The sequence below is a fragment of the Flavobacterium cellulosilyticum genome, assembly GCF_004349355.1.
Lineage (GTDB): Bacteria > Bacteroidota > Bacteroidia > Flavobacteriales > Flavobacteriaceae > Flavobacterium > Flavobacterium cellulosilyticum.
This window is the reverse complement of the sequence record NZ_SMFK01000001.1, coordinates 553,178-576,596: the sequence shown is the minus strand read 5'-3', so window position 1 is coordinate 576,596 and position 23,419 is coordinate 553,178. Positions and strand designations below refer to the sequence as shown.

At 32.6% G+C, this 23,419-nt stretch carries 18 protein-coding genes; 12 read left to right on the top strand and 6 right to left on the bottom strand.

All coding sequences use genetic code 11. From position 1 onward, the window contains the following. The first annotated feature begins 185 nt into the window (after positions 1–185). The 8 genes from E0F76_RS02165 (at position 186) to E0F76_RS02130 (ending at position 11,982) form a co-directional block, all read left to right on the top strand. Entirely contained in the window at positions 186–3,158 is a 2,973-nt protein-coding gene (locus E0F76_RS02165; protein WP_132000801.1) for a TonB-dependent receptor, read from the top strand. Between the two features lie 184 nt (positions 3,159–3,342). Then, positions 3,343–4,989: a T9SS type A sorting domain-containing protein gene (locus tag E0F76_RS02160; RefSeq protein WP_165932617.1), complete on the top strand. Its 1,647-nt coding sequence runs from the start codon at positions 3,343–3,345 to the stop codon at positions 4,987–4,989. 191 nt (positions 4,990–5,180) lie between these two features. Then, positions 5,181–6,644 (top strand): lipopolysaccharide biosynthesis protein, encoded by a 1,464-nt coding sequence (locus E0F76_RS02155; protein WP_132000797.1) that lies wholly within the window; start codon positions 5,181–5,183, stop codon positions 6,642–6,644. A 171-nt stretch (positions 6,645–6,815) separates the two neighbouring features. Further along, complete coding sequence (gene dut / locus E0F76_RS02150) at positions 6,816–7,250, top strand: dUTP diphosphatase (protein ID WP_132000795.1); 435 nt, start codon at positions 6,816–6,818, stop codon at positions 7,248–7,250. Positions 7,251–7,413: 163 nt separating this feature from the next. After that, positions 7,414–8,424 carry a sugar phosphate nucleotidyltransferase gene (locus tag E0F76_RS02145; protein ID WP_132000793.1) on the top strand — a complete coding sequence of 337 codons (1,011 nt, stop codon included), beginning with the start codon at positions 7,414–7,416 and terminating at the stop codon, positions 8,422–8,424. A gap of 131 nt (positions 8,425–8,555) precedes the next feature. After that, on the top strand, positions 8,556–9,905 hold the full coding sequence (locus tag E0F76_RS02140; protein ID WP_132000791.1) for a tetratricopeptide repeat protein: 1,350 nt from the start codon (positions 8,556–8,558) through the stop codon (positions 9,903–9,905). A gap of 9 nt (positions 9,906–9,914) precedes the next feature. Beyond that, positions 9,915–10,703 (top strand): DUF4292 domain-containing protein, encoded by a 789-nt coding sequence (locus tag E0F76_RS02135; protein WP_132000789.1) that lies wholly within the window; start codon positions 9,915–9,917, stop codon positions 10,701–10,703. A 22-nt stretch (positions 10,704–10,725) separates the two neighbouring features. Further along, a complete protein-coding gene (locus tag E0F76_RS02130; protein WP_132000787.1) occupies positions 10,726–11,982 on the top strand; it encodes a murein hydrolase activator EnvC family protein in 1,257 nt (418 codons plus the stop codon). A gap of 80 nt (positions 11,983–12,062) precedes the next feature. On the opposite strand, the gene E0F76_RS02125 is transcribed toward E0F76_RS02130, so the two are convergent. The 5 genes from E0F76_RS02125 to E0F76_RS02105 form a co-directional block, all read right to left on the bottom strand. Then, complete coding sequence (locus E0F76_RS02125; protein WP_132000785.1) at positions 12,063–13,028, bottom strand: transglutaminase family protein; 966 nt, start codon at positions 13,026–13,028, stop codon at positions 12,063–12,065. Between the two features lie 7 nt (positions 13,029–13,035). Next, complete coding sequence (locus E0F76_RS02120; protein ID WP_132000783.1) at positions 13,036–13,989, bottom strand: alpha-E domain-containing protein; 954 nt, start codon at positions 13,987–13,989, stop codon at positions 13,036–13,038. A 41-nt stretch (positions 13,990–14,030) separates the two neighbouring features. After that, entirely contained in the window at positions 14,031–15,467 is a 1,437-nt protein-coding gene (locus E0F76_RS02115; protein WP_132000781.1) for a circularly permuted type 2 ATP-grasp protein, read from the bottom strand. A gap of 671 nt (positions 15,468–16,138) precedes the next feature. After that, a complete protein-coding gene (locus E0F76_RS02110) occupies positions 16,139–17,068 on the bottom strand; it encodes an alpha/beta hydrolase (RefSeq protein WP_132000780.1) in 930 nt (309 codons plus the stop codon). Beyond that, the gene (locus E0F76_RS02105; RefSeq protein ID WP_132000778.1) at positions 17,065–17,601 is read right to left on the bottom strand and encodes a hypothetical protein; all 537 of its coding nucleotides are present in this window, start codon (positions 17,599–17,601) and stop codon (positions 17,065–17,067) included. Before E0F76_RS02105 ends, E0F76_RS02110 begins: the two co-directional genes overlap by 4 nt. A 343-nt stretch (positions 17,602–17,944) precedes the next feature. Here E0F76_RS02105 and E0F76_RS02100 point away from each other — a divergent pair, with 343 nt between their 5' ends. From E0F76_RS02100 to E0F76_RS02085, 4 genes are all read left to right on the top strand, one after another. Continuing rightward, positions 17,945–18,889: a S66 peptidase family protein gene (locus tag E0F76_RS02100; RefSeq protein ID WP_246021956.1), complete on the top strand. Its 945-nt coding sequence runs from the start codon at positions 17,945–17,947 to the stop codon at positions 18,887–18,889. 145 nt (positions 18,890–19,034) lie between these two features. Beyond that, positions 19,035–19,394 (top strand): YraN family protein, encoded by a 360-nt coding sequence (locus E0F76_RS02095; RefSeq protein ID WP_132000776.1) that lies wholly within the window; start codon positions 19,035–19,037, stop codon positions 19,392–19,394. Between the two features lie 107 nt (positions 19,395–19,501). Next, positions 19,502–20,158 carry an aspartate kinase gene (locus E0F76_RS02090; RefSeq protein ID WP_132000774.1) on the top strand — a complete coding sequence of 219 codons (657 nt, stop codon included), beginning with the start codon at positions 19,502–19,504 and terminating at the stop codon, positions 20,156–20,158. A gap of 157 nt (positions 20,159–20,315) precedes the next feature. Then, positions 20,316–22,424, top strand: a complete 2,109-nt coding sequence (locus E0F76_RS02085; RefSeq protein ID WP_132000772.1) for an FAD-binding and (Fe-S)-binding domain-containing protein — start codon at positions 20,316–20,318, stop codon at positions 22,422–22,424. Between the two features lie 250 nt (positions 22,425–22,674). Here E0F76_RS02085 and E0F76_RS02080 read toward each other — a convergent pair whose 3' ends face one another. After that, complete coding sequence (locus E0F76_RS02080; protein ID WP_132000770.1) at positions 22,675–23,334, bottom strand: CoA transferase subunit B; 660 nt, start codon at positions 23,332–23,334, stop codon at positions 22,675–22,677. Positions 23,335–23,419 lie beyond the last annotated feature (85 nt).

The window sequence follows — 23,419 nt, the reverse complement described above, 5'->3', positions numbered from 1 at the left end:
TAAAATTGATAATTTTCACATTCATCATAAATAATATTCAATTCAACATATAATTATCTTTAAGTTAACCATAAATTAACAATGAAAGATTTTTGCTAAAATATATTAATATATCATTTACATTCGAAATATTCTTTAAAACTACTTTTGTACCAAATTTTAAGAATTAAAATCAATATATTTCAATGAAAAGATCATTCCTTATTGTATTCATTTTTTTTGTTTCCAGTAGCTTTGCAGGAATTCCTTTTAATAGCGAAGGAAAAAAAACAACTATCACACATGAAAATTCAGACGATGGATCTATTATTAAAGGAACTGTTATAGAAGAATCTACTGGTAAACCTTTGCCACTTGTAAATGTAAATATAGTTGGGACAAATTTGAATACAACAACAGATGCTGCAGGAAATTTTAGTTTTAGAAAAGTAAAATCAGGTAAATACAGTTTACAGTTTTCTTTTTTTTCATTCGAAACAAAAATTATTTCAGAACTTGAAGTTTTAGATAATGAAGCAACTACAGTAACTGTTTCTTTGTCCGAAATGCATGGCGTACTGGACGAAGTAGTGATTAAAACCGTTAAAGCAAAAGCAGAATCTATCAATTCACTTTTAACTTTGCAAAAAAATAGTGTTCATGTATCTGATGGAATCTCGGCAGAAAGTATAAAAAGAACTCCAGATAAAACTACTTCTGATGTATTAAAGCGTATCAGTGGAGCCAGTGTACAAGACAACAAATTTGTAATTGTTCGTGGTTTGAATGAACGCTACAACCTTTCTTATTTAAATGGTGCGCCACTTCCAAGTACAGAACCAGATAGAAAAGCATTTTCATTTGATATTTTCCCAGCTAATATGTTAGATAACTTGATTATTAATAAAACTGCTTCTCCAGATTTACCAGGAGAATTTGCAGGGGGTGTAATAGAAATTAATACCAAAGCTACCCCAGACAAAAACTTTCAAACCATTTCGATTGGCGGATCTTATAATACAATCACTACAGGAAAAGATCAATTGTACTCACAAGATTCAAAATCAAATCCTTCAACAATTTTACCAAGTGTAACTGAGTTTAAAGCTTTGCAAAACACAAAAACAAGTACAAACATTTTGTCAATTGCAGATTTTGCAAAAAAGTACCAATCGGATTGGAGTTTAAAAAACAAAACCTTTAGTCCAAATACAAGTTTTCAATACACATTAGGAAGGTATTTTAAATTAAGTGGAGACGAGAGAGTTGGGATGATTTTTTCTTTAACTAATACTGTTTCTAATAATTACAACGAAACGGTAAGAAGAGAATATGAAACTCCAGGTGCACTTAAAGTAGACCAATTTGATAAAAGCTATAGCTCTCAAAATCTTTTTGCAGCTTTAGGTAACATTTCTTTAAAGTTAAATTCAAAAAATTCATTTAGTTTTAAAAACTTGTATAGTGTAAATAACGAGAATAGAGTTTTGGATAAAAACGGACCTGTATTGGTGAACGATCAAGTCTATTCTAGTACAACATCTCGATTATATTCAAATAATAAAATTTATTCTGGTCAATTAATAGGAGAGCACTTCTTGCCAGAAAGCAAAATTAAAATTAACTGGGTTGGGGGGTATAGCGCAATAAATAGAGAAGTACCTAATGAGAGAAGAAATACATATACTTATGTTAAATTAGATGATGGAACTTTTACTCAATCATCTGCTATATTTGCTGCAGGTAATACTGGAAGTAATTATTCAGGATCTATATATAGTTCTAAAAATATGGAATCAATTTATAGCACTAAAGTTGATGTAAGTAAGAAAATTAGTTTTTCAGATTCTTTTAGTGCAGATATTAAAATTGGTGGAATAACTCAAAAAAGAAACAGGAATTTTCAGGCAAGACAATTGGGTTATGTACCTTTTAGTGGTTTTGTAAATGGAGTTAGTTATAACTCAACTTATTTAGCATCAATAAATACTCAAAGTGACAAAACGATATTTAATGCATCCAACATGGGAATTCTAGGGCCTAAATCTAGCGGATTGACTCTTTATGACGGTACAAAAGGAACTGACGCATATATCGCAAATTCAAAATTAGATGCTGCTTATGTTCTGATTGATAATGTTTTTAATAATTTAAGAATTGTTTGGGGCGCCAGACTAGAGAACTATTCACAACATTTAGTTTCAAAAGAAGATAATGGAATCACTCCAATTGTAGTCGATGATGCTAAACTAGATCTATTACCTTCAGTTAATTTTATTTATAGTATTAATAAAAAACAAAATATTCGTTTAAGTGGTTCAAAAACATTAAATCGACCAGAATTTAGAGAATTAGCACCATTTGTGTTTTATGATGCTCAAACAAAGTTTAATACAGAAGGAAATAAAAATTTAATAATTGCACAAATTTTAAATGCTGATTTAAGATATGAAATTTTCCCTGGAAAAGGACAAATTTTTTCAACTTCAATATTTTACAAAGAATTTACAGATCCTATAGAATTGCAAGCACAAGCTAATAATACCAATAAATACGAAAACGCAAAATCTGGTCGAAATTTTGGAGTAGAATTAGAATATAGAACATTATTGAGTTCCATGTTTGGTTCTAAAGAATCTAAATTTCTTGACGATTTAACCTTTTTTACAAACATAGCTGTTATTCGTTCTAAAGTGGATATTTCAAATTTAGTACAATCATCTAAACTAGTGGATATTCCAATGCAAGGTCAATCGCCTTATGTCTTTAATACTGGACTTCAATATATGAATAAGGAAATGGGTTGGTCCTCTACTTTAAATTATAATAAAATCGGAAGTCGAATTGCCATTCAAGGAAACCAAACGACAAATGGAGCTGTTCCAGCCTATTGGGAAAAAAGTCGTGCGTTTCTAGATTATCAATTAGCAAAAACATTTTTGAAAAATAAATTAGAATTAAAATTAAATGTTCAAAACATTTTAGCACAAGACCTAATTATTTATCAAAACAATGATTTAGCAAACACACCAAAAATAAAAGGAGTAGCTGTTGCATTGAATTCCGTTTTCAATGGTGATTCCCAAGACAAAAATGGTTTCAATAGTAAAGAAGATGATTTGATCTTTAAAACAAAATTCGGACGAACGTTTTCACTTACTTTAAATTACAATTTCTAAAAAAGATCTTTTTTTAAATTTTTAAATGATAAAACCTTGAAGCCTAATCTCAAGGTTTTTTTGCAAATTATGTTCCTGATTCATAACAATTTAGTAACCTAATATTGATATTTCTATATAGTTTTATTAACCATGATTTTACAATCCAATGATACATTTGTTGAATAACTTAACAAAAATACAAATGAAAAAAACTTACATTTTATCGATGCTTTTATTAGTAAGTTGCATTGGTTTTGCACAATTTACTGCTACTACTTACCGAGGCGCATTTGCACCAGCTCCTACGCCAATGTGGACAGACACATGGACTAACTTTGACCCACAAAACACTGTATACCCTGCAACGAATGTGAATGTTAGTGCAAACATAACAGCTGATACACATTGGACAGCTGGAAACACTTATTATTTGAAAGGTCAAATTTATGTAAAAAACAATGTTACTTTAACTATTGATGCAGGAGTAGTTATCAAAGGGGATAAAACAGCTACTGGTGCTGGCTTATTTGTAACTAAAGGTTCCAAAATAAATGCTATCGGTACTGCAACAAACCCAATTGTGTTTACATCAGACCAAGCTCCTGGACAAAGAATTACTGGAGATTGGGGAGGAGTTATATTACTTGGAAAAGCATCCTACAATATCAATAATGGAATCAACAATATCGAGGGTATTCCAGCAACTGCTGATACAGAATTTGGAGGAGGTTTAACACCAAATGATGACGATAGCTCTGGAACATTAAAATATGTTCGTATAGAATTTGCTGGTTATGTTTATGCGCCCAATGCTGAAATCAACGGATTAACATTCGGAGCTGTAGGAAGAGGAACTACCATAGATTATGTTCAAGTATCACATGCCAATGACGATTCTTACGAATGGTTTGGTGGAACAGTAAACTGTAAACACTTAGTTGCTTTTAGAGGATTAGATGATGATTTTGATACAGATAATGGATTTAGTGGAAACGTTCAATTTTGTTTAGGAATAAGAGACCCACAAGTTTCAGATAACCCAACCATTTCAACATCAAACGGATTTGAATCAGATAACAATGCTACAAGTGATCCTGCAACTCCATTTACAGCTTGTGTGTTTTCTAATGTTACCATCGTAGGGCCACATTATAGAGTTACTTTGCCAAATGGTGGAACAATCGCAAATGGTTTTGGTAGAGCTGCTCAGTTGAGAAGAAATTCAAAACAAAAGATTTTTAATACCATCTTTATGGATTACAACAATGGTCTTCATGTTGATGGAGTTACTACTGAAACAAATGCTTTGAATAATGACTTAAAATTCAAAAACAACATTATGGCTTCTAATACCTCTGGCAAAGTAGCTTATGTAAATGCAACGGGTAACAACGCAAGTTTTAATGCTGCAACTTGGTATGCTAATAATAACAATATTACTGTGGCTACAAGTACTGGTTTGCTTATCAAGCCTTATGATTTGACAAATGCTCAAAACTATTTAGGATTAGATTACAGACCATCTTCTAGCTCAATCGCTGCTTCTGGTGCTAGTTTTACAGATACTAGTTTAGCAACTCAAGATTTTACAGCTGTAATTTCAGAGTTTTTCTTAACGGTATATCCTAATCCATATACAAGTAGTTTCAAACTAAATTTCACTTCTACAAATGATGCAAAAGTAGCAGTTGCTATTTATGATTTTTCAGGTAAATTGTTAGAAATTCGTACGATAAGATATGAAGATATCAACAACCAAGTAATGGGTAGCGGATATATTCCTGGAGTTTATGTAGTTGTTTTGAAACAAGGAAACATAAATAAATCGGTAAGAGTTATCAAAAATTAAAAATTAAATTATAAGTTATGTTTGAAGAGTCCCGCTTTTGCGGGACTTTTTTGTGTAATTCCGAATCCAATTTTCTAAACTTTCTATTTATCTTAAACTTGTGTATAACTACTAAAGATATTGAATAAGCAAAATCAATATAAAACCAAAGAATTAGTTATTTTTGTCCCATAAAATTTAAAAGGGAAAAATTGGGATTATATAAAAATCTTTTCAAACAAACTGCCATTTACGGACTCGCAACAGTATTACCGCGTATGTTCAGTTTTTTACTCGTTCCGCTTTACACCAACTTACTCCCAAAAGAAGAATATGGTCAGATAACTGTGATATTTGCCTATATGATTTTTTTCAATGTCATTCTTGCATACGGAATGGAAACTTCTTTTTTTAGATTTTACAACAACGAAAAAGATAAAGAAAAAGTGCTGGAAACCACCACCGTTTCCGTATTTTGGACTACACTAATATTTCTGTTTCCTGCTTTATTGTATCGAAACTCATTAGCGCAGTTTTCTGGAATCGATGTGCAATATATAACCTACACCATTTGGATTTTAGTGCTTGATTCATTGGTGATTGTTCCGTTTTCTAAGCTTAGAGCAACTCAAAGACCTACGTTTTATGCCGTAATAAAAATAGGAAATGTTGTAGTAAACCTCTGTTTGAACCTGTTCTTTTTAATATATTTACCTATAATAGTAAAGGCTAATCCCGATGGTTTTTTAAGTACTTTGTATGCCGATAATTTCGAAATTGGCTATATTTTTATTTCCAACATCGTGGCTAGTATGCTCACATTTATAGCTTTATCGCCGAATTATTTTTCTTTAAAATGGAATTTCGATTTCGCTTTATGGAAACGGATGATGCGTTATGGCTTACCCATCATGATTGCTGGAATCGCCTTTGCTATCAACGAGCAGTTCGACAAAATTTTGCTTGGTAAATTGTTACCCGCAAACATCGCGGATGCCGAAGTCGGAGTTTATTCTGCTTGTTACAAACTCGGATTATTCATGGTGTTGTATCGAACGGCCTATACACTGGGAATTGAACCCTTCTTTTTTAGCCATGCATCCGATAAGAATGCACCGAAAACCTATGCGATGGTGACCAAATATTTTGTCATTTTCGGTTCGTTTATAATGCTATCTGTAATCGTTTTTGCTGATTTGTTCAAAATGCTAATGATTCAAAAAGAATCCTATTGGGTAGCTATGAAAGTAGTGCCTCTTATCATTTTAGCTAATTTCTTCTTAGGCATTTACACTAATCTATCTGTTTGGTACAAACTAATCGACAAGACGTATATTGGTGCTTACATTTCAATAGTTGGAGCCGTAGTTACCTTAGTCCTCAACTACATGCTCATTCCCACCATGAGTTATTATGGTTCTGCAATTGCAACCATAGCTGCTTATGGAAGCATGATGGTCATCTCCTATGTCCTAGGAAACAAATATTATCCTATACCGTACGACATCAATAAAATTGGAGGCTATCTCGGAATGTCCATCTTTTTTTCTGTCCTATCTTTTTATTATTTTAGAGAAAATTATTTCGTCGGAATCCCGTTATTACTAATATTCCTGTACTTTATATATCACAACGAAAAAGAAACAATAATCAATATTATCAAAAAGAAGAATTAGGAGCTAATCGCGCTGTACGTTACAAGCTTTTTCATAAAATTGTTTTTTTTTTCAAGTCCATAAAGGAGCTTCCTTTGGTCGCTCTTTCTGTCCAGAGAAAAAGACAATTTTATTTCAAAAGGCTTTTCACTGCCATCACGGCTAACCCAATAATACATCAAAAACGCAACAATGACCATCAACATCATCAACAAATCGCAACACGCCTTGCCCAACTATGAAACTATAGCATCGGCAGGAATGGACTTAAGAGCGAATCTTACGGAATCGATAACCCTAAAACCATTAGAACGAGCCATTGTAAAAACGGGTCTTTTCATAGAATTACCAATAGGTTATGAAGCACAAGTACGTCCAAGAAGTGGATTGGCAGCCAAAAAAGGAATCACCGTACTCAATTCACCAGGAACAGTCGATGCAGATTACCGTGGCGAAATTGGTGTGATTTTAGTAAATTTATCAAACGAAGTTTTCGTCATCGAAAACGGAGAACGAATCGCCCAACTCATCATCGCTAAACACGAAAGAGCCCAATGGATCGAAGTTCAGGAATTATCCGAAACTTCAAGAGGAGAAGGCGGTTTTGGAAGTACGGGAGTGAAGTAAGTGTTCAGAACTCAGAACTCAGACTTCAGACTTCAGTTTGCAGATTTCAAAAATCAGTGGATATCAGTTTAATCCGTTCAATCCGTGGCCAATAATTTAATTAAAATCCTTCGTAATTTTTGTGAGCACTTTGCAAATCTTGCGTTTAAAGCAACAATAAAATATGAAAATAATAGTACCAATGGCTGGACGAGGATCCAGACTAAGACCGCACACATTAACTATTCCTAAACCATTAATTCCTATTGCAGGAAAACCTATCGTTCACCGTTTGGTCGAAGATATAGCAGGAGTTTTAAACCAAGATATCGAGGAAGTCGCTTTTATCATCCATGAAAGTTTTGGAAAAAAAGTCGAAGAAGACTTGATCGCCATTGCTGAAAAGTTAGGAGCCAAAGGAACTATTTATTACCAAAACGAAGCCTTAGGAACAGGTCACGCCATTATGTGTGCCAAAGATTCTTTGAGCGGGCCAGCCGTTATTGCGTATGCTGATACTTTAATCCGTGCCGATTTCGATTTAGATCAAACTGCCGATAGCGTCATTTGGGTTAAAAAAGTAGAGCAACCTGAAGCTTTTGGTGTAGTCAATTTAAATGAAGCAAATGAAATAGTAGAACTAGTCGAAAAACCAAAGGATTTTGTTTCGGACTTAGCTGTTATCGGGATTTACTATTTTAAAGATGTTACAGTACTAAAAAACGAATTACAATTGGTGATCGACAATAACATTATTCACGGTGGAGAATATCAAATAAACGATGGAATCAAGCAAATGATGGCAAAAGGCATGAAATTTGTACCGGGTGAAGTGGCTGAGTGGATGGATTGCGGAAATAAAGAGGTTACTGTCGAAACTAACACAAGAATGCTAGGGTTTTTGCATCAAGATGGGATCGATTTGGTGACAAAGAATGTAAAATTAGACAATTCTACTATTATTCCTCCATGTTACATTGGTAAAGATGTGGTTTTGACAAACGCCACAGTGGGTCCAAATGTGTCTTTAGGTGATGGATGTCATGTGAGTAATAGTACGATAAAAAACAGTTTGGTGCAAACTCATTCTCATATTAAAAATGCTAATTTAGACAATGCCATGATTGGTAGTCATGCCGGTTTTGACGGTAATTTTACCAGTATCAGTATAGGGGATTATTCGGTATTGGAATAATATTTCAATTTCCTGCAAGGTCTTTTTGGACCTTGTAGGTATTGTAAATTGTACACACACTGGTTTAGATAAGATTTGACAACTTTCAAAAAGTTGTCAAATCTAGATGAGCCATTTGAAACATACTTTTAATGAAAAAAAAGGCTTTATTCTTTCTCTTCTTGGTTTTGCTTTGCAATCCGGCACTGCTATTGGCACAAACGGAACCCGAGCAAATCATACCTGAAACGGATAAATTCGAAGATTTTTTTTATGAGTCCTTGTTACAAAAAGGAATCGAGAATTATGATAAAGCAATAATTGCTTTGGAACAATGTTTGAAATTGAAACCGAATGATGCTACTGTATATTTTGAATTGGGGAAAAACCAGTTCGCGCTAAAGCAATATGATAAAGCCTATAATTCATTCGAACAGGCTACTCAAATCGATCCTAAAAACAAATGGTTCTGGGTTGGAATGTACGATGTAAGTTCTCAAACAGGAGATTACAACAAAGCCATTCTAACCGCAAATAAATTGATAGAATTTGACCAAATATACAAGGAAGATTTGACTTCAATTTACATGAACACGCAACAATATGATAAAGCATTATCGCTTATCAACGAGTTGAATGATAAAATTGGAAGATCTGACAGAAGAGATTCCTTTAAAAGGACTATTTTGTCGCAAGGCAAATATCAATCAGCTGAAATAGAAAATCTAAAAGAACAAATTAATAAATATCCAAAAACGGAGTCTAATTATATTGCATTAATAAAACTGTATTCAGAGAATAATGAAGAACAAAAAACACTAGAAATCACTCAAAAACTGGAAGAAGAAATTCCAAGTTCAGAATGGGCTCAAGTAGGATTGTTTAAATATTATTTGGACAATAACGAAGCTCAAAAAGCAATCAATTCGATGAATATTGTTTTGGCAAGCACGAAAATGGATTCCAAGATAAAGCATCGGATTTTAAATGAGTTTTTGATTTTTTTAAACAAAAATCCTCAGTATGAATCAGAATTGGAAAAAGCTATTGCCTATTTTGATAAAGATCCAGATGTAAATGTGGCCAAAGAAATCGGGAAATATTATCACAATAAACAACAATGGGATAAAGCGATTCAATATTATGAGCTCACTTTAAAAAACAATTCAAACGATGATGTTGAAACACAATTGCTCTTGCTTCAGGCTTATGTCGAGACAAAACAATTTGAAATAGTGGTTAAAAAAGCAACTTCTTGTATAGAAACCTTTCCATTACAGCCTCAGTTTTATTATTTTTCTGGATTGGCAAACAATCAAATGAAACAATTTAAAAAAGCAAAGAATGTGCTTGAAATGGGAATGGATTATGTAATAGATAATTTACCATTAGAAATAAATTTTAATATTCAGCTTGGTGAAGCCTATAACGGATTGGACGATAGTAAGAAAAAAGAGCTGTATTTTAATAAAGCCAATCAATTATTAATAAATAAAAAATAACAATTCAACATGTATAAAATTTTTAAAGTAATGGTAGTTGTTTTTGGAATATGTTCCCTGACTTTAGTTTCCTGTAAATCAAAAGCAGTTTTGCTAACAACCACGCCAACAGTAACTGCTATAAAAGCTAAGAATATAATTGAAAATCATTACAACAATAAAACGGATTTTTCGACATTATATATAAAGTCAAGAGTGCGGTTTCAAAATGAAAAACAATCCCAAAATGTCACCGCCGAAATAAGAATCAAAAAGGACGAACAGATTTTGATTAGCATTCGATTTTTGGGAATTACAATGGCAAAAGCGTTGATTACGCCAACGTCAGTAAGCTATTATGAAAAAATGGGTGGTAGTTATTATGAAGGAGATTTCAGTAAACTAAGTGAGTTTTTGGGGACAGATTTGGATTATAATAAGTTTCAAAATATTTTATTGGGACAGGCAATAGACGATTTAAAGCAAGGAAAATACAAGGAATCAATAATTGATGGATTATACAGATTAGACAATGCGTTAGATAACAACACCAAAAAATCCTTCTATTTAGATGCAGAAAAATTTTTAATACAAAAACAAGAAATATCTCAAATAGCCGAAGGCAGAATGATACAAGTTGCCTATTCGAACAATAAAGATTTAGATGGTTTAAATATTCCTTTTACTATTAATATTGATGCTTATCAAAAAGGAAGCAAAACCGAACTTAATTTCGATTTTGATACTGTAAATATTAATGAAGAACTTTCTTTTCCATATAGTGTTCCAAATGGTTATAAAAGAATTATAATTAAGTAAATTTGCTCAAACTTATTTCAATATGCTAAAATTTCTCATAAGCCTTGTTTTTATATGTACATCTTCATTTATGTGGAGTCAATCGTCGCAACAAGAAAAATTAGAACAACGAAAAGCCCAAATTCAAAAAGAAATTCGGGAAAATGAAGAGATTCTTCAAAATGTTAAGAAAAAAGAAAAATCAGCTTTAAGTGTTATTATCATCCAAGAAAATAAAATTAAGCTAAAGGAAAAACTGATCAATACTACTGAAAAGCAAACAAAATTGCTTAATAATGATATGTATATTAATCAAGTTAAGATTAATAAATTAAAAAAAGAACTGACAGTTCTGAAAGAAGATTATGCAAAAATGATCTTAAAATCATATAAAAGTCGTTCTGAACAAAGTAGAGCTATGTTTATTTTATCATCAGAAAATTTTTTGCAAGCTTATAAAAGAGCCCAGTATATGAAACAATATACCAATTATAGAAAATCACAAGGAGAAGAAATTAAATCAAAATCGAATCAGCTTATTGATTATAATGGTAAATTAGATGTTCAAAAAGTAGCGAAACAAAAACTGATAGTTGAAAACCAAAAAGATAGATTGTCACTTGTAAAAGAAAAGCAAGAACAGGAAAAAGTAGTCAAGTCTATCAAAAAAGATAAGAATAAAATAGCTTCAGAAATCAGAAAAAGACAACAAGAAGCGAAGAACATCGATAGACAAATAGACCGTTTAATTCGCGAAGCCATTGCCGAAGCCAATAGAAAAGCAGCTGCCGAAAATGCAAAAGCAAATCCAAACGCACCTGCCCCTAAAGTATCTTCATCCTCATCATCTAGAATAATATTAACTGCAGAAGCAAAGATCTTAGCAGATAATTTTAGAGCAAATAAAGGAAAATTACCTTGGCCAGTAGAAAAAGGTTTTGTTTCATTGCCTTATGGAGACCAGCCACACCCTCAATTTAGTTCATTACAAATACACAATAGTGGAGTTGAAATCACAACAGAACAAGGCGCAGCTGCAAGAGCCGTATTTGCTGGGGAAGTAACAAGTGTAATTATCCTATCACCAGTTAACAAAGCGGTAATGATACAACATGGAGATTATTTTACGGTGTATCAAAATTTGAGCTCAGTATATGTGAGCAAAGGAGATAAAGTTAGTATAAAACAAGAAATCGGAAAAATTAGAACTAGTGGCGAAACAGGAAGAACCATACTTAAGTTTACTATTTCACAAAATACTACGTATAACAATCCTGCAAGCTGGTTGTTTAACATGTAAAAAATAATTGTTTTTTAAAATAATAACGCCTTGTAAATACTTTTAATTTACAAGGCTGTTTTTTTTATTTTCAATTGATATTATTGTTGTTGTTGATGTAGTCTTTGTTTAATTTGTAATTGCTCGATATAGTCAAGCTGTACTTGTTGTTCTATAGATATTTCAGGTAGTTGTACATCATTAACTTCTTCAAAGTGCCTTCCGTCCTCATATCCTATAGAAACACAAACGGATAGCGTTTGTCTGGCAAGTCCTTTGAAAGTTCCTTTTACTGGGGTGCAATCATGAAAATTTTTACCTACCGAAAGTTTTACATGGCTGTCCATTGTCCAAATATTATTTGTAGGATCTAAGCCTAGCCAACCTTGAGTTGGGCTGTAAATTTCTACCCATGCATGTGTAGCACCTTCACCCCTAAATCCACTTTCATTCGGGCAAATATAACCACTTACATACCTTGATGGAATACCTACAGTTCGAAGGAGCTGTAACAATAAATTTGTAAAATCTTGGCAAACTCCCTTTTTGATTTCTAATATCTCGTCGATTGTGGTTTCGATGTTAGTAATTCCTTTAGTATAGGTGTAGTTTTTATAAATATATTTATTGCATTCTTGGGCTATTGCTGTAATAGGTTTTTCAGCTAGTTTTAATTTTTTTAAAATAAGGTTTATTTCTTTCTGATTGTCTATTGTTTCTGGTGTAGTAAGGCGTTGTAAATAAATACTATTTTCTATGTCATTGGCCAAATCTTGTACTTTGATAGTGTCGATTTCAGGTATTTTACGGGAATGATTTACTCGAACAATTGATCTAGCTTCAATGGTTAATTCTTTGTGCGGCTCTAAGGAGTTAAAATTCCCGACCCTGTTGCCATAATAATCTTTCGATATATCAACATGTGGATTATTAGTAATTAATAATTCAAATTGTATTACCTCTTGATTTTCAAAATCATGGGGAAATAATCGGATCTCATTGATACTTTCCTTTATAGGCCAATTGTATTGGTATTTTGTCGTATGTACAATATTGAAAGTTGCCATTTTTATGTTAGGTATAGGAGAAAAATAATTTTGAAAAATCAGTTGAAAACTGGATTAATTGGGACTTTGTATCCTTAAGCACATACTCTAATTGTTCATTCGTTAAGTTATGATAATCCGTAAATTTAATAGAACTTTTAAGTCTTCCAAATTGATTGTGTAAAGTTCTCGCCTCACTTAAGGTATTGTCTTTGAATAGTATATCCAAATAAGTTTCGATAAGTCCCAAAGTGTAAATCACTGAATGACCAAAATCAGGGTTGAAGATAACTTGTTGTACTACTTTGCGATTGTGAGGGATATTGCTGTAGCTTTTCAAATACAATTCATATCCGGAAAGAGATAATAATAATCGTCTCCAATACAATAAATCTTCAGTTCCTTCAAGGTTATAATGAATTGGAGCATAGTAAGCTTGGGTTAATGAAATGGTTTGAAGACATCTTTCTATGTTCTTTCCTATGCATGAAAAACTCCAACCTAAACCTCTAGGCATCGTAACTTGCATAATTCCATTATAGAGTAAAAAATCTTTGTTTAGTTTGGCTATAATAGTCATTGCCTCAGCAGTTTCCAATTTTTTAGGCAAATCCGGATTATTTATATAATGGTATAAAGAGTTGATATGTTCCCAAAGTTCTTTGGTAATTTTATCTTGTGAACCTCTTGCATTTTCTCTAGCTTTTCTAATCAAATTTTTTACTGAACTTGGATTTAGATTATCACAAACTAGATATTTTAGAACAAAGTTGGTGTCAAATTGAGCTTCACCAATTTGTTTATCAGACAAATTAGTGTAGTATTCTAAAATAGGCTTGTATCCATGAAAATCTTCCAAATCCTTGTCAATAGACAGGATATAAAATGTGTTAAGAGTAAGTAACATTCCATCAGTTCTTTCCATATATCTGTTTAGCCAAAACATTCCATCGGCTACTCGGCTGAGCATATTTCCTTTCATAATATATTTGTTTTTTTATTAAGTCAAAAAAGTCCTTTTGGTTATTTAACAATCCAAGTATCTTTACTACCTCCACCTTGCGAAGAATTGACTACCAATGAGCCCTCGGTCAGAGCAACTCTAGTTAATCCGCCTGGGACTAGTTTAACTCCATTTGGGCCGCACAATGCATAAGGTCTTAAATCAACGTGACGCAGTTTCAGTTCGCCATCAATCAGGCAAGGCACAGTGCTGAGCTGAATTATAGGTTGTGCAATAAAGTTGCGAGGGTCGTTAAGTATTGCAATTTTTGCGTCTTCTAATTCTTTCTCGGTGGCCTTATTTCCCATAACCATTCCGTATCCGCCACTACCATTAGTTTCCTTGATTACCATATTGCCCATATTTGCAAATACGAATTCACGTTCTTCTTTATTGCTCATTTGGTAGGTAGGAACGTTTTTAAGAATTGGTTCTTCATTAAGGTAATATTTAATCATATCAGGAACATAAGCATATACTGCTTTGTCATCGGCAACTCCATTTCCTACAGCGTTTACTAAAGCGACATTCCCTGTTTTGTATGCACTTATCAAACCAGGCACACCTAAAACACTATCGGGTTTAAAAACGAGTGGGTCTAAATATTCATCGTCTAATCGCCTGTAAATTACATCTACTTGTTGTAATCCTGAAGTGGTTTTCATATATACTTTAGAATTGTTTACAACTAAATCTCTCCCTTCAACAAGTGGAATTCCCATTTGCCTAGCCAAGAACGTATGTTCATAATAAGCCGAATTGTAAATTCCAGGAGTGAGCAATACTACGTTTGGGTTAGAAATGTTTCTAGGAGATAAAGAAATTAGAATGTTGTGAAAAAGCATCGGATAATTTGCTACCATACACACTTCATTTGTAGCAAACATTTCAGGAAATATCCTCTTGGTAATTTCACGGTTTTCTAACATATAGCTTACACCACTAGGACATCTTAGATTGTCTTCTAGAACATAAAATTCTCCTTTTGCACCGCGTATCAAATCTATTCCAGCAATATGAACATGAATATCATGCGGTACTTTTATTCCGTGAACCTCATGAATATAATGTGGACAAGTTGATATTAATACCGCAGGAATGATACCTTCTTTTACAATAAGTTGTTCATTATAAATGTCTTCTAAAAATAAGTTTAATGCTTTTAATCGTTGCGCTATACCTAATTCTACTTCTTTCCAATCATTTTGAGTGATTATTCTTGGGATAATATCAAAGGGGAAAATTCTTTCGATTCCTTGATTGTCATCACTATAAACCGTGAAAGTGATCCCTTGATTCATGAAAAAATCAGAAGCTTGTCTTTGTTTTTGACTTAGATTTTCAGGGGTAAGACCTTGAAGTGATTGAAGGACTTTGCGGTAAGAATTTCTCACACCTTTATTGGAAAACATTTCATCCCATCCATTGGGATTTAATTTTGGAGGCAACTTCATCATATCTCTCATTATTAAATTGTCAAATATTTTATTTATTATTTCATAAAATTTAAGATTTTAAACAAAAATATTGATTTATTTCAAGTAAAAATATGGATTAACTGACTATTTAGTAACTTATGCGATATCTGTTTTTTAAGTAATTAATTTTGACAATTATGTGAATTTTTAGCTGATAATTTTAAAATCTGTATTTTTTTTAAAACGTATAAATCATTAAAGACCCATTATTTTATAGGGTATGCTGTACTTAAAGGTAAAATTAATTATTAAATATCCTTTGTAATTTGGGGTAAAATATATTTTATTTTAAATTTTAAGTGATTGAACTATTAAATTTTAAATGAAGAATGTATCAATTTCAGTATTCCATCATTAGTTTAAAAAAATCATAAATAACAATTGATTTAAAGGAAAAAGGGCGCCTTTGATATCTCCTTTAGCCAAATGAATATAACTTTGCAATAATCACTTTTTTATTAACTTGGTATTTTTGTTTGTTGTTAGCAAGAACCAGAATCAAAATAATTCATAGGTAAAAATTATATTTTATGAAAAGTAATGAAACTAGTTTTTTCATAGTTGAATGATGAGGTAATGTATTGCAATGAATATGAATGTTCGAAAGAGCAGCAATCAGAAAGAATTTTAAAATTAAATAAGAAGTATAATTAATTTAGTTTATTGGCTATTTGATTAAAGACATCAAGTTGATTGTTTTTTTGTAAAAGCGTTACCTTAGTGCGTAAATTTAATCGAGTAAAAACATGAATGTCAGAATAAATCAATTGAACTTCAATTTTGCTTCCTGAACTCGTTTTTAAGCCTTTGTATATTAAGACAGAACTAGTAGTGCTCGCAACTGGATCGTGCAAGGAGTGGAAAACTTTAAGATACGTTCCAGATGGCAGTGTCATTCCGTTTTCTAAACCTTTGCGCACAATTGACATTACATTATTCAATTCATTAATAGTTTCATAAGGTCTAAAACGATACCAATAGTTGTTTTCTGCAGCGGTTTGGTCAGTTTCTACATAAACAATCATTGGCCCTATAATTCCAACTAAAGTTTGTAATTTATTTGAAGGAACAACAATTGGATCTACTAAAAATATATTTTTTGGATGTAAATGGTTGTTGAAATAACCCGAATTTACTAATTCTAATAATAGCGTTCCACCGGTTGACGACCCTACTAAGCTTATTCTAGTATAACCTAGAGCAATTAGTTTTTCGTATTCACTAGTTATAGAGGAACGCCAATCTTCCCAAGTTGAATTTTTGAAAGCATTATAATCCCTGCCATGTCCGCCTAATAATACTTGTGAAATTCTATAAGAAGGAGTAACGGACCAATCTTGAAATTCCTGCCATTCAAATGTTGTAGCCGTATATCCATGAACAGCGAGGATGATATGTTTGTTTAAATCAGCAGGAGTGGGGATAGGGTATTTCGCCGAAACCAAAAATTGTTCAGGATTATATAATGACGGATCAAATACCACTTCACCATCAAGCAAATCATCTGTTATAGTAGGTCCGCTACAGGAAAAGGAAATTGTTACAAGAATATAAATAAAGAGAAAGCTTATTTTTTTCATTTTTTTCTAGTTTTTAAAATCGAATAATACAGATCTAAATGGTAATAAAGGGGCTGCAAAGTTCCAGGTGAATATCCTTCTTTTGCAGTTATGATATAAAATCCGACTCCAAGATTTAATGAGATTGGCATTTTCTTGAAATTATATTTTAAACCAACTTCTGGTGATACTAAAAATGAAGTGTTAGGAATTGCTGCAAACATATCTTCCTCCAAATCAGAATAGAAATAACCCATATTAAAACGAGTTACAATGTGATAGGGTTTGTTTTTATTGAATAACCAACTTCCGGAAAGCAAATAGCTGTCTTGTTTAATAGCATTCGATTGATAGGCAGTACCCAATCTTGAAGTAACATAATCTAAACCTAAAAAAAATTGTTCCGGTTTAAATTTTGCAAAGGAAAATTGTGCCGAAACACCATTTTCCCAATACATTTCTTGAGTTTTTTGTACGCGTAAACCAACTTCTAATGTTTGAGCATTTGCAATACTAGTGCAAAAGATAACTAAGAAAATTAAAGTAGTTTTCAATAGAACGAGTTTAAGGTTATAGGTTATAAATGTATAGCTTTTTGAAATCAAATAACGGATTGTATCATTTGAATTTAAACTAAACAGCTTTTAAACAATACAAAATATAATACAAAAATTAATTTACACCTTATTTCAGCTACTATTAGGTAAATTCGTTTTCTTTATTTAAAAAGTTTTTATTAAAAATCCCTATTCAGATAAATTAGTTCCTTATAAAAAAATATATTTGTAATGGGTTTATTCTAAATTTGAAAAAGAGTAAAACCCTCTAAATATTTTAAATATGCATTCCAATCGATTTTTTTATAAAACAATCAATGTCGGTTTTAATAAACTTCTAATGATTATTTTTGTTTTACATTTTTTGAACATTCAAGCCCAAACACCAATGAAAATACCACCCTATTTACAAAAAGGAGATACTGTAGCTATTGTATCAACAGCTCGAAAAAACATTGATGATAACCTAAAACCGGCAATTGACCTATTACACCGTTGGGGATTAGAAGTATTAATTGGGAAAACGATAGGTTTAGATGACAATCAATTGGCTGGAACTGACGAACAACGTGCAGCTGATTTTCAAACTCAAATGGACAACCCAAACATCAAAGCTATTTGGTGTATGCGTGGTGGTTATGGAACGGTGCGAATGATTGATTTATTGGATTTTACCAAATTCAAACAAAACCCAAAATGGATTGTCGGTTTTAGCGATGTTACCGTAATTCACAGTTATTTAAACACTCTTCATATTGCATCTTTACATGGTGCCATGCCAATTACAGTTGGAAGAGCGAGCGAAGAATCTATTGAAAGTTTACGAAAATCACTTTTTGGGGAACCCTTAGATTATCAATTGCCATTTGATCCAGCCAATCGATTAGGGGCTGCCAAAGGAGAAATTGTTGGTGGAAATTTGTCAATTTTATATAGCATGATGGGGTCTAATGCACAAATTGACTGCAAAGGAAAAATTCTATTCATTGAAGATGTAGATGAATATTTATATCATATAGACCGAATGATGATGAATTTGAAACGCTGTGGCTGTTTTGATGGTTTGAGTGGTTTGATTGTTGGAACAATGACAAAAATGAATGACAACGACATTCCTTGGGGAAAAAATGCGAACCAAATAATAGCAGATGTTACTAAAGGGTATTCCTTCCCTGTCCTTTATAATTTTCCGGCAGGTCATTTTCGTGATAATAGAGCCTTAATTCTAGGCAAACAGGTTTCACTGGAATTAAATGCAACAACCTCTAAGCTGACATTTGAGTAATACAATTTGCCACTAAGTCGTAAAGGCACAAATTTTAAATTAATTTAACTTTTTTAGAAAATTTATTGAATTTCTTTGTTTTTTTCTTGGTGGCTTTGTGGCAAAGAACAAATCTATTATCTGCACTCTTAAATCTTAAATGACAATGGCCGAACATAACGAATTAGGAAAACTCGGAGAAGAAATGGCTGTTGAATTTCTCAGAAAAAACGGCTATGAAATTTTGGATACTAATTGGACTTTCCAAAAAGCTGAAATCGACATTATTGCTTCAAAAGAAAATATACTTGCCGTTGTCGAAGTCAAAACACGTTCGTCTCTAGATTTTGGTTTACCACAAGATTTTGTAAAACCCAAAAAAATACAACTTCTGGTAAAAGCAGTAAACGAATACGTAATTTCCAAAAATCTTGATGTTGAGGTTCGATTTGACATTATTGCGATCAATAAAGAAGGTAAATCCTTTGCAATTGAACATCTTATCGATGCTTTTTATCATTTTTAACAAAAATAATCAATGTTATATTTGTAACAAAATGTTTTTTATATATCTTTGCGCAGAATTTAAAAGCAAAAACTAAGTAAAAACTAAGTAAAAACACCTATTACACTATGAAAACTGTATCTTCAATAGTAGAGAATTACATTAAAACTAAACCATTTTTATTGAATGCTTTATCGTTAGGAATTATCAATTTGACTTCCTTATCGAGAAACATTATGGTCGAATTAGAAAGTGAATTTGGCAAAGAAGTAAAACAAGGAGCAGTAGTAATGGCGTTAAAAAGACTTACGGAAGAGCTTGATTTTAGACTCAATCATAAAATAAATAAAGTTATAAAAAACATTGGTGAAATCACGGTTCGTTCGGAATTAACAGATTACACCTTTGCAGTATCTGAATCAGTTTTGAACAAACAAGCTGATTTAATTACAGATATCAATGCTTTTTCAGATATTTTTTATACTTCTTCAAGAGGTGTTAATGAAACTAATATTGTAGTAAGTAACAGTGTAAATCATTTAGTTGACAAACATTTTGCAGGCGAAAAGCTAATTCAAAAATTAGAAAACCTAGCTTCAATTACAGTGAAATTACCCAAAGAAAATGTTGTTGTTCCAGGGATATATTATTTTATTTTTCAACGTTTGGCTTGGGAAGGAATCATCATCAACGAAGTGATTTCGACATCAAATGAATTTACAATTTTAGTTAGCGAAGACGAAGTGGATGTTGCTTTTAAAGTGATTAAGGATTTGAAAAACTAGTTTATTTCAAAAAAAATCGTTCTTCAAAAAAGTTAACCGCAAATTCGCAAATTATTTATATTTGCGAATTTGCGGTTAACTTTTTTAAATCTAAACGTGAAATTGCGAAAAAGAACTTCCTTTTAACTATTTTTGAATCCTAGAAATTATTGCTATTATGTTATCTCCTTCCTACCAAAAGTTTAAAAAAAAATTATCGAAAACTATTGATTCCAAAAGAATTTTAGACAATCCGTTACAAACTTTGGCCTATGGAACCGATGCCAGTTTTTATCGATTAATTCCCAAAATTGTAGTTTTGGCACACAACGAAACGGAAGTTGTTGCAATTATAAAACAAGCCAAAAAACTAGATATCGCTTTGACTTTTCGTGCAGCAGGAACTAGTTTATCGGGACAAGCAATAACCGACTCCGTTTTAGTGGTTGCTACACACGGTTGGAAAAGTTATACCATTTTTGATAATAATCAAAAAATAAAACTAGAACCAGGAATTGTTGGAGCAAAGGCCAATCAATTTTTAACCCAACATGGACTAAAAATTGGACCCGATCCAGCGTCAATTGGAGCAGCAATGATTGGAGGTATTGTTGCCAATAATGCCAGTGGAATGTGTTGTGGAACGGCTCAAAACGCTTATAAAACAATATCAGATATCCGAATCGTTTTGAACGACGGAACTATTTTGGATACATCCGATCCAGAATGTGTATCAGATTTCAAGAGAAATCAAGCTGGTTTAATTCAAGAAATTGAAATTCTTAGAGACGAAATAAAAAGCAACCAAATGCTTTATAATCGGATTAAAAATAAATTCAAAATAAAAAACACTACAGGATATAGCATCAATGCGTTTGTGGATTTTGAAGATCCCATTGAAATTATCAAACATTTAATGGTAGGTTCCGAAGGTACATTAGCATTTATTTCGAATGTTACTTTGCAAACTGTTATTGACGAAAAATTTAAATCTTGTTCTTTGATTATTTTCAATACGATTCAAGAGGCGTGTAATGCCACTATTTTATTGAAATCAAGCCCAGTTGCTGCAGTAGAATTATTAGATAGAGAATCGATTCGCTCCGTTGAAAATGATCCGGATGCACCTGAATATTTCAAAACCTTACCGGAATCCGCCTGTGCTTTACTTGTTGATTGTCGCGATAATGATTTGGATAATATGCTATTAAAACAGCTTAAAATTCGTTCAAGTTTTGAATCGATTAGAACCTATACTGAATATGAATTTACCTCCAATCCAAAACAATATTATTTCAATTGGAAAGCCCGTAAAGGATTGTTGCCCACAGTTGGTGCATTACGAAAAAATGGAACATCTGTTATTATCGAAGACGTTGCGTTTCCATTGGAACAATTGGCCAATGCTTGTGTTGCTCTAAAAGATTTGTTTAAAAAACACGAATACCACGATGCTGTTTTATTTGGTCATGCTTTAGAAGGCAACCTGCATTTTGTTTTTTCACAGGATTTTTCAAACCAAACTGAAGTAAATCGGTATGAAAGTCTAATGGCAGAATTGGCCGAATTAGTTGTAGAACGTTTTAACGGTTCATTAAAGGCAGAACATGGAACGGGAAGAAATATGGCTCCTTTTGTTGAAAAAGAATGGGGAACAGAAGCTTATGAAATTATGAAGCGCATCAAAAACATTTTTGACCCGCAAAATAAAATAAATCCTGATGTTTTAATAAATCCTGATCCAAAAGCGCATCTTAAAAATTTAAAACCAATTCCTGAATCACATAGCATCATAGATAAATGTATGGAATGCGGTTTTTGTGAACCACATTGCGTTTCCGAAGGATTAACTTTATCACCGCGACAACGTATTGTGATTGCTAGAGAAATTAGCCGTTTAGAGGAATCAAACGACGATCCTGATAGATTGGTGGCAATTCGAAAAGATGTCTCCTACCAACTAGACGAAACCTGCGCAACCGATGGACTTTGTGCATTGGCTTGTCCTGTGAATATTGATACCGGTAAATTTGTAAAAGAATGGCGTGCAGATCATCTGAATTCTAGCACTAAAAAAACAGCTGCTTTTATTGGCTCTCATATGGCCGAAACAACTGCCTTCTTACGTTTTGGGTTAAAGATGGTTGCTTTTTTCCATTCTATATTGGGAACAATTACGATGACGTTTTTATCTAATGTGATCCATTTTATAAGTTTCGGAAAAGTTCCAAAATGGATTCCAGAAATACCAAAAGGGGCTAAGAAAATCGAGTTTAAAAAGAATTAATTTATCATCTATAAGCTTGTTATTTCTTGAACCTTTGTCAAAGATTTAAACTTTAGCAAAGGTTCAAGATATTATTCTAGATGACAGTTCGTTACTAATACCAATAATTTCTTTCAGCCACGAATTACACTAATTGACACGAATTCCTGCAATAATTTTTAAAAAATTAGTGAAAATTAATGTAATTCGTGACAAATTTTTTATAAAACGTTGTGTGCTGAAAATTTAATATGCTTAGTGGACAGTCATATTATTCTATTACCATTTCAGGAATTTCGCCTTCAATAATCAAAGTAGCCTCTGTGGAGGCAATAATATGTTCTACCGATACGCCTGGTGCGCGTTCTATGAGTTTGAATCCTTTCGGAGTGACTTCAAGAACAGCTAATTCGGTAACGACTTTTTTTACACAACCTACGCCTGTTAAAGGCAAGGTGCATTTTTTAAGAATTTTTGATTCTCCAGCTTTGTTGACGTGCATCATGGCTACGATAATGTTTTCGGCTGAAGCGACCAAGTCCATAGCACCTCCCATTCCTTTGACCATTTTTCCAGGGATTTTCCAGTTGGCAATATCGCCGTTTTCTGCCACTTCCATGGCGCCTAGAATGGTCAAATCGACATGTTGTCCACGAATCATGGCAAAACTCAAGGACGAATCAAAGAAAGAAGCTCCAGGCAAAGTGGTAATGGTTTGTTTACCTGCATTGATAATGTCTGCGTCTTCCTCGCCTTCAAATGGGAAAGGGCCCATTCCGAGAACGCCATTTTCACTTTGAAACTCTACGTCGATTCCTTTTGGAATGTAGTTGGCTACCAAAGTTGGAATGCCAATACCGAGATTGACAAAGTATTTATCTTTGACTTCTTGAGCGATGCGTTTTGCGATTTCTTCTTTTGTTAAAGCCATAATTTTGTTTTTTGAACCATTAAGAAATTTAAGGTTATTTAAGTTTTGGTTGATTAAAACTGTTTTTCCATTAAGTCAATTGACT

Coding starts and splice junctions, on each gene's coding strand:
- E0F76_RS02110 (WP_132000780.1), bottom strand. CDS start 17,068: ATGAAAAAAATAAGCTTTCTCTTTATTTATATTCTTGTAACAATTTCC.
- E0F76_RS02140 (WP_132000791.1), top strand. CDS start 8,556: ATGAAAAAAAAGGCTTTATTCTTTCTCTTCTTGGTTTTGCTTTGCAAT.
- E0F76_RS02115 (WP_132000781.1), bottom strand. CDS start 15,467: ATGATGAAGTTGCCTCCAAAATTAAATCCCAATGGATGGGATGAAATG.
- E0F76_RS02165 (WP_132000801.1), top strand. CDS start 186: ATGAAAAGATCATTCCTTATTGTATTCATTTTTTTTGTTTCCAGTAGC.
- E0F76_RS02160 (WP_165932617.1), top strand. CDS start 3,343: ATGAAAAAAACTTACATTTTATCGATGCTTTTATTAGTAAGTTGCATT.
- E0F76_RS02125 (WP_132000785.1), bottom strand. CDS start 13,028: ATGGCAACTTTCAATATTGTACATACGACAAAATACCAATACAATTGG.
- E0F76_RS02095 (WP_132000776.1), top strand. CDS start 19,035: ATGGCCGAACATAACGAATTAGGAAAACTCGGAGAAGAAATGGCTGTT.
- E0F76_RS02080 (WP_132000770.1), bottom strand. CDS start 23,334: ATGGCTTTAACAAAAGAAGAAATCGCAAAACGCATCGCTCAAGAAGTC.
- E0F76_RS02145 (WP_132000793.1), top strand. CDS start 7,414: ATGAAAATAATAGTACCAATGGCTGGACGAGGATCCAGACTAAGACCG.
- E0F76_RS02130 (WP_132000787.1), top strand. CDS start 10,726: ATGCTAAAATTTCTCATAAGCCTTGTTTTTATATGTACATCTTCATTT.
- E0F76_RS02100 (WP_246021956.1), top strand. CDS start 17,945: ATGATTATTTTTGTTTTACATTTTTTGAACATTCAAGCCCAAACACCA.
- E0F76_RS02090 (WP_132000774.1), top strand. CDS start 19,502: ATGAAAACTGTATCTTCAATAGTAGAGAATTACATTAAAACTAAACCA.
- E0F76_RS02135 (WP_132000789.1), top strand. CDS start 9,915: ATGTATAAAATTTTTAAAGTAATGGTAGTTGTTTTTGGAATATGTTCC.
- E0F76_RS02120 (WP_132000783.1), bottom strand. CDS start 13,989: ATGAAAGGAAATATGCTCAGCCGAGTAGCCGATGGAATGTTTTGGCTA.
- E0F76_RS02085 (WP_132000772.1), top strand. CDS start 20,316: ATGTTATCTCCTTCCTACCAAAAGTTTAAAAAAAAATTATCGAAAACT.
- dut (WP_132000795.1), top strand. CDS start 6,816: ATGACCATCAACATCATCAACAAATCGCAACACGCCTTGCCCAACTAT.